This window comes from Aequorivita capsosiphonis DSM 23843, from assembly GCF_000429125.1.
In the GTDB taxonomy this organism is placed as follows: domain Bacteria; phylum Bacteroidota; class Bacteroidia; order Flavobacteriales; family Flavobacteriaceae; genus Aequorivita; species Aequorivita capsosiphonis.
This window is the reverse complement of sequence record NZ_AUBG01000010.1, coordinates 217,603-230,257: the sequence shown is the minus strand read 5'-3', so window position 1 is coordinate 230,257 and position 12,655 is coordinate 217,603. Positions and strand designations below refer to the sequence as shown.

Genomic DNA, 12,655 nt, shown 5'->3' with positions numbered 1-12,655 from the left:
TTTCTTCAAAATTGATTTTTACTACTTTTAAAGCTGATTTAAGCTTCCAAGGTTAAAACATTAAAATACGCTTCTTTTACCTGTCGGTATTTTTTGAGATGTGAAGTATAGGCTTTTCTAAATTTTTCATGTTCCCCAACATAGAACATATCACATTCCACATCTTCACATTCTGCAGCTTTTGGAAGGCTCTCTCGATACTTTAAAAAAGTATCGATAGCATCCGTATTATCTGCTTTCTCGTTTTTTAATTTTAAAATAACGTTTTGAAGTTCCTTGTTTTTAGAGAGCTCAACCTTCCCAATATTTAATAGATTGGTAATCTCCTTATCTATATAGTTGAGGTGCTCAACCCAATTTTCAGATTCTATTGAGTTGTGTTTATATGTTATTGCTTCTGGGGAATCGTGATTGTAAATTTCCATGATTTTAATAAAAATTGTAAATTATTATACTATAATAGTACGTCAATGTCAATAGGTCTTGTGGCCTGCTTAACGCTTGTAATTGTTAACTCTTTAGTACCGTTTGGAAAGTTCCAAGTTACAGAATCACCTTCTGCATAGCCCATAACGGCTGAACCCATTGGTGCTAAAATGGAAATCTTGTTTGCTGCAATATCTCGCTCTGTTGGAATTACTAGCTGGAATTGGTTTTGCCAAGCGCCAGACTCAACAGTTACTACACTATTAAAACGAATAATATCTTCCGGCATTTCTTCGTGGTCATATATAATTGCACTCTTTAATTCCGAGCTTAAATTATTTAGAGAAACTTTTGTGTTCTCATCTTTATAAAACCCAGAGACATTCAATAGGCGCTTTAAGAAAACATATTCCTTTTTTTCCAATATCAAATTTCCATATTTCATAGTTCAAAATTCATTGTTTACTTAAAACAGATGAGGCTGACTAACAATTTTTTTTAGTCAGCCTCATCTTTTCAAGTATTATTAATTGATTATGGGAAAATTCCTCTTAAAATATAAGCTTGCTCAATACGTCCAATGGCAAGACTAAAAGCTGCCGTACGCATATCTACATTATTTTCTTCAGAATAAGCTGTCACTTTTTTGAATGTAGTGAAAAGTTTTTTCTCTAATTTTTCCAAAATTTCGTCCATTTGCCAAAGCTCTCCATTACGGTTTTGAAGCCACTCAAAATAGCTTCCAATTACCCCACCAGAATTACACATAATGTCTGGAATAATAGTAATGCCACGGTCCATCAATATTTTTTCACCTTCAACATCTGTTGGGCCATTGGCTCCTTCCGCAATAAGACTTGCTTTTATGGAATGTGCATTCCTTGCTGTAATTTGGTTCCCCAAAGCTGCAGGAATACAGATATCACAATCCAAACTAAAGAATTCTTTTCCGTCCAAGGACGTTGCTTCTGGAAAATCTACAATGCTACCGCCATTAGCTTTTGCGTAGTTAAAAAGATCTTCAACTTTAATTCCTTCATTATTTTGAATACTTCCAAAGGCATCTTGAACACCCACCATTTTCGCTCCTTCGCTTTGAAGAAAGTGCGCTGCCCAATAGCCAACGTTTCCGTAGCCTTGCACGATGAATTTTTTGCCTTTTAGACTTTCCTTATTTTTTTCTGACCAAAATTTAATGGTCAAAAACACACCGTAACCAGTAGCACGGTCACGACCTTCAAGGCCACCGCTTCCAACAGGTTTTCCGGTAACTACGTGTTGGTTTTTAGAACGCTCTGAAGTACTTTTTGTACTCATATATGTATCGGCGATCCAAGCCATGGTTTGTGCGTTGGTATTTACGTCTGGTGCAGGAATATCGTGTTCTGGTCCAATATTTTCACCTAAAGCATAAGTGAATCTACGGGTTATACGCTCCAATTCGCCTTTTGAATATTTAGAAGGGTCAATTTGGATTCCTCCTTTTGCACCTCCATAAGGCAAACCAGCCAAAGAGGTTTTCCAAGTCATCCACATAGCTAAAGCGCGTGCTGCATCAATATCTACCGTTGGGTGATAACGAAGTCCACCTTTATAAGGACCTAAAGCATTGTTGTGCTGTACTCGATATCCAGTAAAGATCTCTACATCGCCATTATCCATACGCACTGGAAAGTGAATTATGATTTCAGTGTTTGTGATACTAAGAATTTTTCGAACGTTTGGGTTCAAATCTATTTTGTCAGCCGCATGGTTGAATTGCTCCAACACATTGTCCAACATTCCTTTTTTTGCAGGCTTTGGTTTTTCCACAGTTTGTTCGTTTGTCATCGTTATTATTCTTTTAGTGAATTATTTTAATGCTTGTTTGTTGTTATCCTTCCTAAATCGAATCTGAAGTTAAATTTTGTCGAACTCGCTACAGAAGAAAATAGCACCCTTATTATGTCTTAACTCATAAGATGTGCGGTGTTTACACAAAATAGGCGCGAAATTTTTAGAGTTCGAATCCATAGGCACTTTTTGTTTGCCTCTCTAATGCTCAAGCTGTATGCCAACAATGACCCGTTTTTAAAGATTAGAGTCAAGAGGCTAATATTCAGCTTATTGATTATTTATTCTTAAAAGGTGTTTTATGCGAATTGAGGGGAATATTTCCTTTGGTGGGGAGAAATTACCCTTTTTCTGAAATCGAAATCGAAATTGAAACCGAAGTTGAAGATGAACTCCTGAAAAGTGAATGTAAATTTTGGAGTCAATCATAGATTAAAGTAAAGCGTGTAGATGTTTTACTACTTAATTTTTCCTCGAAGTGTTTTCCGGTCAATTTTGAGGATTTCGGCGGCTTTGGTTTGATTATTATCTGTTGAACCAAGTACTTTTTCTATATATTTTTTCTCCATTTCTTTTAAAGAGAGCAAGGCTTCTTCGGGAAAATCTATTTTGTACTTTAAAGTTTCGGGAAAGTCTTTTATGCTGATGGTTCTATCGCACATAATGACCGCCCGCTGAATTACATTTTCGAGTTCACGGATATTTCCTGGCCAATCATAACGCTGTAACAGGGTATGAGCCTCATTATCCATAGTTATATAGCGATTTTTATATTCGTTTCCATATTTAAAAAGAAACTTATCTGCTATTAACGGAATATCCTCTTTCCGCTCTCGAAGTGGTGGAACTGCTATTTCTACTACGGTAAGTCTATAATAAAGATCTTCACGAAAAGTTTCCTTTGCAATCATTTCGCGTAAGTTACTGTTGGTTGCCGCAATCACCCGAACATCAATTTTTTCACTCTTCCGTTGGCCAACTTTCATCACTTCTTTTTCTTGTAGTACGCGTAAAAGTCTGGATTGTACCGAAAGTGGAGCGTTTCCAATCTCATCTAAAAAAATGGTGCCGCCAATTGCAGCTTGGAAAAATCCATCACGATTTTCATTAGCTCCTGTAAAAGCTCCTTTCACATAACCGAAAAGTTCTGATTCTAAAAGGTTTTCAGGGATTCCACCACAGTTTACCGCAATAAATGGAGCGCGCGAAAACTTGCCATTATAGTGAATGGAACGTGCTACAAGCTCTTTCCCGGTGCCACTTTCACCACTTATAAAAATGGTGGCTTTGTTGTCCTTTACCCTTTCTATTATCTGAGTTACATTTTTGATGGCGTCGCTTTCCCCAATAATTTCGTTATAGGTGTACTTTATATCTTCATGATCCAGAATTTTCTTTTTGGGCCTTGAAGAGAGTGATTTTATAACGCCTTGTTTTAATTCCTCTTTTGTAAATGGTTTTACCAAATAGTCAACTACTCCAGATTTTATTGCAGAAAGTGCATCTTGCACCGAAGGATAGCCGGTTACAACTAGTTTTGGCATGTTTGGATAATGTTCTGAAGCAAATTGGATTAGTTGAAAACCATCCACCTCTGGCATTTTTAAATCGGTAATCAACAAATCTATTTCTGTGTCACGAAGAATCGCAACGGCTTCTTTTACAGAAACAGCTTTATAAGTGTGATAGTTCAGAGAATGTAAATGCCGCTGAATTAGCTCGAGAATATTGATGTCGTCATCAACTATCAGTATGTTTTCCTTGTGAAGCATTTTCTTTATTGTTTAGGAAAATTAATAATAAAAATGGCTCCTGAAGGTTTATTGGACTGGTAATCTATAGTAGCGCGATGACTTCTAATGATCCCATGAACCACGCTCAATCCCAAACCAGATCCATCACCAACTGTTTTGGTAGTGAAGAATGGCTGGAAAATTTTATCTACATTTTCTGGCGCAATCCCAGGGCCTTCATCAATAATTTTAAGCCTTATCTTTTTATTGATTTCTTCTAAGCTTACCTCAATCAATCCATTTTTAGGTGAAAAATAAATAGCATTTAGCACTAAATTAAAAATCACCTGAGTCAGTTGAATGGTATCAGCCTTTAGAAGCACGGGTTCTTCGGGGAGATTGACTTTATAACGAACTTCATTTTTTTTGAATGTTGGATCCAATAAGTTCATCGCATCTTTTATCACTGGAACGATATTTGTTTCGTCCAGATTCTGTGGCATTTCACAGGCAAAAAACATTAGTTTTTTTACTACTTCACGAGAAAAGATAGCGCTATTTATAATTTTATCAAGGTCTTTAGTGGTTTGATCGTCATCAGTTTCCTTAGCTTTTAGCAGTTCTGCAAAGCCTAAAATATTAGCCAATGGGGTGTTGAGTTCGTGGGCAATTCCCGCAGTTATTTCACCTAAAATACTCAAGCGGTCGGCGTGTTCCATTTTTCTTTTTAGTACTGCCTCATTTTCACGAATGGATGCGCGTTCCAGTAAATCGCCAACATTTATGGCAACATTTTGCAGAAGTTTTTTTTCTTCGGTTAAAAAATCTTCCAGAACATATTTAGATGATGGATAATGAATTTTTATCGAGCCTTTAGGTTCGTTAAAAACTTTTATGGCACTTTCTATATAAACACTTTCTGGAAGCGAAGATGAAATGAGATGGAACGGTCCAGATTGGATTTCAACAATAGCTTTTTTGTTGTATTGCAACGATTTTCTGATGCTTAACACTATGGAATATAGCGTTTTGTCAAGTTCTTTGTAGTCGTTATTTACAATAATGGAAGATACTTCGTATAAACACGTAAGCTCCTTGATACGTTTATTAAGGTTTTCTTCTAAAGTCATTTAGTAGCTTTTCTATCTTTTTCAAAGGTATCAAATAAATGCTTGTATCTTTAGGTGAAGCGCCACATCAATATTTGGTTGGGAAAAGAAAATTATTTACTTTATCTATAAATTTCTGGCCAATATTGATAATGGAAGCAACAATAAGCTGGATTTTTTATTACAAAGTTGATGACATTCCTAAGCTTTTTCCGATGTGGTTTTAATGATACTTTATTTTGGAAGAGAGACGCTTAAAAAAATTCCTTGGGGTAGTAGTTTTTTAAAGTACTCTCTTTCTTTTGAAGAATAAAAAAACCGTTTTAAACATTTTTATGTTTAAAACGGTTCAAATTTATTTCCCGAGGGAGTTGAATTTATTAATTAGTCGAAGTCTTCGAAGTCGAACTTTTGTCCTCCAACTGATACTTCAGCCATCAAACCGTCTTTTGGGAGCGTAAAAACAGCAACTCCATCAGTATAAGTTACATCCAATGATGGCGGGCTTTGGTTTGCTGCAATAGCTGAGATGTTAGATCCAAAACTGAATTCATCGTCCATAAATTCTTGAACCGCGTTGTCAGTTTTAAGGAAAATCACTTCGCTAAAAGCTTTTCCACCAATTTGGGCACCAATGTCCAATTGCTTCATACTAACCATTCCCACAAGAACGCCACGTTCATAAACTACCCCATTTCCGGAGGCAGCTCCAATTACAATAGCACCTTTTCCCACATTTGGAAAAATAGCGTAAGCCTTGGCATCGTCAAAGTATCCTTGTAATTTTGGATTGGCCTCAAGAAAAGCAGTCTTTGCTTTTTCGGCATCTTTAATTACTTTTTTATCGTCTGCATTTTGGGCAAAAATTGAGATACTGAAAAACAGCATCATCATCATTAAAAGATTTTTTGTTTTCATAATTGAGGTTTATTTATTCGATTATAAAGATACCTTTTATAGAAAGTGCTGTAGGTTAAGGTATTGTTACATTAAGCATAAGAATATGCCAATTTTAATGAAATAAATGTTTTTTTGTAGATATATCAATGATTTTATGGAGATTATTTAAGATCTTTTTTCACCAAAAGGTAAAAGTCATTATCCAATTGAAGATAACCTTGATCATATAAATAAAAATAAGTAGAACCTGATTTTGTTGTATAAATACTGGTAAAATACTCAAAACTAAATCCCAATCGTAACAATCTACTTTTAGTAGTTTTCGTTTTGTCTTCAGTATTTAGCTCTTCTAATATTCGGTAGTTTTTACGTAAACGGTTATTGATATTGCGAACCAAATTTTTATTGTCCTTATTTAGGGAATTGTTATGCGCATTGCGACAGGCATCACTGCAAAATTTTTTGTCAGCGCGCCCCACAATCTTATCACCACATTCTGGACAGGTTCGTTCCATAGTCTAAATATAAAAATTTCAAGCAACAAATTCCAAATTCCAAAACTGAATGTTGGTCTTTTTGTGTTTGATGCTTGAAATCAGTAAGTTATTTGTTATTTGATCCCGATAACTCTATCGGGATTGGGATTTGGATTTTTCCTTTATGTGAAACCTATAGATCGCTTCAAATTTCAGGAAAATCCCACCGTTGATGGAAGGGTTTAATTGTGTTCTATCATCACCAAAGCTAAATGCGGAAACTCCTAAATCTATTTTTTCTCCTTCGGGATACATTTCATAATTGTTGCTGGAATAGCCCACTTTTGCACGTAAAAGAATACTTTCTTCAAATGTATTAAACTGTAAATACCCAGCAAATTCCAAAGAACTCAAATCTGCATAAAGGGTAGGAGCGTTTTCATAATGAACATTATAACTCCGTCCAATTCCGAAGTAATCCACGCCTAGTGTTGTCGTGCCAAATTTATAGCTAACATCTGCTGAAATAGGTAAACTCATATCCATTTCAAAACGCTTATTTGGGCTTAAATAATACCAACCTATAATAGGTGTAGTGAAAAGACCAAAAGCTTCTTGACTGGCATAAATCCCAAAACGATATTTAAAATTTTCATTCTTCTTTAATTTCAGAAGTGCGAACCCACCAAAATAGAAATCTGCGCTGGTAATATTTTTATAATCTGAAGCTATTTTTGGAAGTAAAACAATGGTCGAACTCCATTTTTCAGACCAAATGCTGGCCATTCCCAATTTAAGATTGGTGCTGAAAAGGCTGGAATAATCTTCTTTGGGGAAAAGCTGTACTTTATTGAAGCTGAAATCGGCGCCAGTTATTAAGGCGTGATTTTCATTGAGAACAACCGGAAGCGTAAACCCAACTTCAAATGATGCTACATTAGTACTGCTATCAACACCTTCAAAATTATTGTTTAGGGTTTGTCCGTAGCCAATTCGGAAAAGATCCACATATTCCTGTGCCGAAGTGAAAAATGGTAAAAGAAGCGTTAGAAATAATAGTTTTTTCAAATTAAATGGTGAATTGGTATGGATTAAATTTTATCGTTTTAAAGATAAAATAAATAATCACTAGAACGTGAACCAGTTCTCCATTTTATTATCGGCAGGTTCGTTCTTATGAAAAAACTCGTTGCTTTTTGAATTGTATTTATAGTCCTTGCTCCAAAGTTGAAAATTCTCTGCTAATTGTTTTAGCGCATTACAAACGAAATGTGCTTCGGCATTTGTGCTCGTTGGATTGAAAGACATTCGTATCCATCCCGGTTTGTGGGTGAGATTGCCACCATCAATTTCGCAGGTAATAGTGTTTGAAGTTTCTTGATCTACGTGTAATAAATAATGCCCGTAGGTTCCGGCGCAAGAACAACCTCCACGAGTTTGGATTCCAAAGCGATCGTTGAGAAGTTTTACTCCTAAATTGAAATGCAGATCCTCAATATAAAAACTGATTACCGCCAATCTATCTTGCGTTTGTGGTGCGAGAACTTTAAGATTCGGAACCTTGTTTATTTCTTCAAAAACAATAGCTAAGAGTTCGTGTTCGCGTTTAAGGATGTTTTCGACCCCCATTTTTTCTTTCAATCTAATAGATAGCGCGGTGCGAATTGTTTGAAGGAAACCCGGTGTTCCACCATCTTCTCGAGTTTCAATATCGTCAATATATCTATGGTTTCCCCACGGATTGGTCCATTCAACAGTACCGCCTCCTGGATTATCTGGAATGGTGTTTTTATAAAGATTATTGTTAAAAATAAGAACGCCACTGGTTCCGGGACCTCCCAAAAATTTATGTGGTGAAAAGAAAATGGCGTCTAAATGCGCGTCTTCCTCTTCAGGATGCATGTCTATTGAAATATAAGGTGCAGAACATGCGAAGTCAACAAAACACAAACCGTCATTTTTATGCATCAGTTTTGCAATTTCGTGATACGGGGTTTGAATTCCGGTAACATTCGAACAACCAGTAACAGCCGCGATCTTAATTGGTCGGTCTTTGTATTTTTCTACAATTTCAGCAAAGGTTTCTAGACAAACTAGAACATCATCATTGGGCGGAATTACCACTACATCAGCAATAGTTTCCAACCAAGATGTTTGATTGCTGTGGTGTTCCATATGAGTTACAAACACTACAGGTCTTATTTCATCTGGAATGCTGGTATAGGCTCTTATATTCTCCGGAATTTTTAATCCTAAGATACGTTGAAACTTGTTTATGGCGCCTGTCATTCCGCTTCCAGCAGTTAAGAGAACATCATTTTCACTAGCATTTACGTGCTTTTTAATGATCTTTCGAGCCTCGTGATAGGCTTTCGTCATTGCCGTTCCCGTAACAGAAGTTTCTGTGTGGGTATTTGCCACAAACGGCCCAAAATCATTTTGTATTTTTTCCTCAATTGGAGCGTACAAGCGCCCGCTTGCCGTCCAATCTGTATAGATAATTTTTTTTCTTCCGAATGGGGAGTCAAATTCTTGATCAATGCCCACGATGTTATTTCGGAAAGGTTCAAAATATTTTTCCAGCGCTGTAGCTTTTACTTTTTCCTGTGAAGAAATCATCATTTTTAATTTTTTATTTCTTATTAGCATCCTGAAAGGATGATATATTTATAGAAACGCATTTGCTATTGATTTGTACGACCCCGAAGGGGTCGAATAATTATAAGATGCTTTTTTCTATAAATATTTGAACCCTTTGGGTTCGATAACAAATGATTCTGAATAGAAATAATCAATACTATTCAAAACTAAATGCATACGGCTTCTTATTTTTCAAAAGCACCCGTTCCTTTCTGAAGCCAGCTATAATATTCTTCTATGTCTGGAGTATAACCCACCGGATCAATCAGATTTTCTTCATTGTGATCCATCAAGACATAGAAGGGTTGTGCATTTGCTTTATATTTTAGTATTTGGAACTCACTCCATTTCTGACCGATGTATTTCAACTTTTTCCCAGATAATTCAGAAATATAGACTTCATCATCGGGAAGTGGTCTTTTATCATCTACATAAAGCGAAATAAGAACAATATCTTGGTTTAGTAGCTTTAATACCTTTGGATCGCTCCAAACACGCTCTTCCATCTTTCTACAGTTTACGCAAGCATGGCCTGTAAAGTCTACCAGTACTGGTTTGCCAACTTTTTTGGCATAGGCCAGTCCGGTGTCGTAGTCGTGGAAAGCTATAATATCGTGTGGTCCAAGATGGGCACCTTCCGGGAATTCTGCAGTGCTAGATATGCCACCACCAGAGCCTAGCTTTGTATAACCTACACCATAAGGAGATTCACTATATTGCATTGGAGGTGGGAAACCACTAATCAATTTTAAAGGTGCGCCCCATAAACCTGGAATTAAATAGATGGTAAATGCTCCTACAATAAGGCCTAAGCTTAAGCGCCCAACTGACAGGTGTTTCATAGGAGAATCGTGCGGAAGTTGGAATTTTCCAAATAAATATAAAGCCAGTGCTCCAAAAACTACGATCCAAATTGCTAAGAAAACTTCTCTTTCCAACCAGTGTAATTGAAGAACCAAGTCGGCATTCGAAAGAAATTTGAAAGCAAAAGCCAATTCTAAAAATCCTAAAAATACTTTAACGGTATTCAACCATCCGCCCGATTTTGGCAGTGAATTCATCCATCCTGGGAATGCTGCGAATAGCGCGAACGGCATAGCCAAGGCTAATGAAAACCCAAACATACCTACAAACGGTGCAATTCCACCTTTGGAGGCGGCTTCAACGAGTAGTGTTCCAATTATTGGACCGGTACACGAGAAGGAAACAATTGCCAGCGCCAATGCCATAAAGAAGATTCCAATCAACCCGCCTCGGTCGGCTTGCTTGTCTACTTTGTTTGCCCAAGAGTTAGGTAACATGATTTCAAATGCTCCCAAGAAAGACAGTGCAAAAATCACCAATAATAAAAAGAAGGCAATGTTGAACCATACATTGGTGGAGAGTGCATTAAGAGCGTCAGCACCAAAGAACCACGTTACAACTGCTCCTAGAACTACGTAGATTATAATTATTGCGAGACCATAAATTATCGCATTTCTAATTCCTTCAGCTCGCGATTTACTTTGTTTTGTGAAAAAGCTGACCGTCATCGGGATCATTGGGAAAATACAAGGCGTTAGCAGGGCCGTAAACCCAAAAAGGAAGGCTACTAAAAAAATGGTCCAAAGTCCTTTATTCTCTTGTTTTTTTGTTTGTTCAACCGCTGCTTTCGACGAGTCTGAGGATTGATCGCTGTCTTTTACAACATCTGTTTTCTCGGTGTCACTTGTAACTGCTTCGTCAGTAGTTTCAGCGCCAGTTTCGGCGGCGGCTGAATTATCAGAACCTACTGGAACTATGCCAGTTTCGGAGCCTTTCCCTGGAGCTGGAATTTTAAATTCTAAATCTACATAATGTGGTGGTAAACAACGCGTATCATCACACACCATAAACTCTACTTCGCCTGTAACCGTCGTGCCTTCATTACCTGTTAAGGCTATGCGTTTCGTAAAAGTAGCGGTATTTGAAAAGAAGGTAATAACCATATCAAAGACCGGATCGTGCTCCGTGGTGCCTTTGCTTTCCTTTACTTCTCCTACCGATTTGTATGCGCTATTTTCTTCAAAAGTAAATACCGTTGGCAGCGGGCCATCTTCTGGAACTTCTTGAGAATACAAATGCCAGTTTTCATCGATAGTAGCCTTGGAAATTAAATCGTATTCAGTTTCCGATATTTTTTTTACGCTAGTGGACCATTTTACGGGATCCAAAATCTGCGACTGCATGGAAGTAGTTGAAACAAATACTAAGAGGAGGTAGAGAAAAATTTTATTCATTGTCGATTTAATTTTTTGCCCACAAAAGAATGGCTTGAAAGCAGTAACTCATGAAATACTATGTTTAAGAGCCACTTTTTCTGTGAAACCCTTAAAAGATAATCCACAAATATACTGATAGCTGTGGGTTTTTATTTACCAAAAGTTGTTTTTTCCAATTTCTTTCCTATCACCAATTGCGGAAGAATGAGAAGTTTAACAATAAAATGTGTCAAATCGTAATATTTAATTGGTTACATTTCAAAAAAAGCTTCTTCAACGCTGTGAAAGCATTATTAATTTAAATTCAAGAAAATGTAACAACAACTATTATTTCACCATTGCTATACGCCAGCAAGATATATTCGTTGTTCTGATGAATTTTGATACAATCAATTAAGCTAAGCCTTTATGCAATAAAGTGCCATAGGTTTTAAAATCTTTGGTCTCTGAAGATTATAGGAAAGGAGATTCATTAAAGTGGATGCTTCTAACTCATTTTGAGACAAATAAAATTTAACAGATTCTACTATAAAACAAGTAAGTATGTTAAATTTGCGCCATGCTTAAGGAACATTATACAATAAAATGGACAATGTAAAGTTTTCCTTTTTGGCTTGTAAAATTGAATTACAAACAAATAACTAATATATCCTAACAAATAATCAAACTATGAAGATTACAAAATTGGTTTTTCTTTTTGCCCTTGCTATTGCAACGGTAAGTTGTAGTAAAAATGATGATGACAATGGACCAGAACCTTATACGCTGTCCACTACAAATTTTGTAGATTCCTACAAAATGAAATTTTTGGAAGTTAAAGAAGTTGAAACGATTACTTTCGGTAATGGAACTACCTCAACTTCAACTTCTACCAAAGTAGGGAGTGTTTTTCAAAATGTTAACTATACGTTCAATTCCAACAATAGTTTTACAGCTAATGGATTGTATAATACGGTGACTACAGTTACTAATACAAATGGAACTTCCACAGTTGGAGATCCCGTGATTGTGAGTTTAGACCAGTCAGGCACTTATACATTGAACATTGCAAATAGTACATTAACAATTACTAATGATGAAGATGAGTCAAGTGCATTTGAAATCAGAGATTATAATGAAACGGGAATGACACTTTATTCTGAAGAGACAACTCTTTTAGATAATAGTTCCACAAAAACAACACGAGAATATCGTTTTTCTAGATAGGCTTATTGTTTAATTAAAATTTGAAGACGCTACTTTTTATAAAAGTGGCGTTTTTTCATTTATAAATGTGTGAAATCACCAAGGCTAAAGAA

The 12,655-nt window shown here is 36.3% G+C and carries 11 protein-coding genes; 1 reads left to right on the top strand and 10 read right to left on the bottom strand.

Going from position 1 to position 12,655, the window contains the following annotated elements:
• Positions 1–38: 38 nt before the first annotated feature.
• From G440_RS0108820 to G440_RS0108765, 10 genes are all read right to left on the bottom strand, one after another.
• Positions 39–425 (bottom strand): hypothetical protein, encoded by a 387-nt coding sequence (locus G440_RS0108820; protein ID WP_026450973.1) that lies wholly within the window; start codon positions 423–425, stop codon positions 39–41.
• A 29-nt stretch (positions 426–454) separates the two neighbouring features.
• A complete protein-coding gene (locus G440_RS0108815) occupies positions 455–871 on the bottom strand; it encodes a GreA/GreB family elongation factor (protein ID WP_026450972.1) in 417 nt (138 codons plus the stop codon).
• A gap of 89 nt (positions 872–960) precedes the next feature.
• The gene (locus tag G440_RS0108810) at positions 961–2,256 is read right to left on the bottom strand and encodes a Glu/Leu/Phe/Val family dehydrogenase (protein WP_026450971.1); all 1,296 of its coding nucleotides are present in this window, start codon (positions 2,254–2,256) and stop codon (positions 961–963) included.
• A 461-nt stretch (positions 2,257–2,717) separates the two neighbouring features.
• The gene (locus G440_RS0108800) at positions 2,718–4,031 is read right to left on the bottom strand and encodes a sigma-54-dependent transcriptional regulator (RefSeq protein ID WP_026450970.1); all 1,314 of its coding nucleotides are present in this window, start codon (positions 4,029–4,031) and stop codon (positions 2,718–2,720) included.
• Between the two features lie 5 nt (positions 4,032–4,036).
• Positions 4,037–5,122, bottom strand: a complete 1,086-nt coding sequence (locus tag G440_RS0108795; RefSeq protein ID WP_026450969.1) for a sensor histidine kinase — start codon at positions 5,120–5,122, stop codon at positions 4,037–4,039.
• 363 nt (positions 5,123–5,485) lie between these two features.
• Positions 5,486–6,019: a lipid-binding SYLF domain-containing protein gene (locus G440_RS0108785; RefSeq protein WP_026450968.1), complete on the bottom strand. Its 534-nt coding sequence runs from the start codon at positions 6,017–6,019 to the stop codon at positions 5,486–5,488.
• Between the two features lie 143 nt (positions 6,020–6,162).
• Positions 6,163–6,516 carry a DNA gyrase inhibitor YacG gene (locus tag G440_RS0108780; RefSeq protein ID WP_026450967.1) on the bottom strand — a complete coding sequence of 118 codons (354 nt, stop codon included), beginning with the start codon at positions 6,514–6,516 and terminating at the stop codon, positions 6,163–6,165.
• A 114-nt stretch (positions 6,517–6,630) separates the two neighbouring features.
• Positions 6,631–7,545 (bottom strand): DUF6268 family outer membrane beta-barrel protein, encoded by a 915-nt coding sequence (locus G440_RS0108775; RefSeq protein ID WP_034259258.1) that lies wholly within the window; start codon positions 7,543–7,545, stop codon positions 6,631–6,633.
• Between the two features lie 60 nt (positions 7,546–7,605).
• Entirely contained in the window at positions 7,606–9,096 is a 1,491-nt protein-coding gene (locus G440_RS0108770) for an aminotransferase class V-fold PLP-dependent enzyme (protein WP_034259292.1), read from the bottom strand.
• A gap of 206 nt (positions 9,097–9,302) precedes the next feature.
• Complete coding sequence (locus tag G440_RS0108765; RefSeq protein WP_026450964.1) at positions 9,303–11,375, bottom strand: protein-disulfide reductase DsbD family protein; 2,073 nt, start codon at positions 11,373–11,375, stop codon at positions 9,303–9,305.
• 651 nt (positions 11,376–12,026) lie between these two features.
• Between G440_RS0108765 and G440_RS0108760 the strand changes: the two genes are divergently transcribed.
• Entirely contained in the window at positions 12,027–12,563 is a 537-nt protein-coding gene (locus G440_RS0108760; protein WP_026450963.1) for a hypothetical protein, read from the top strand.
• The last annotated feature ends 92 nt before the right edge of the window (positions 12,564–12,655 follow it).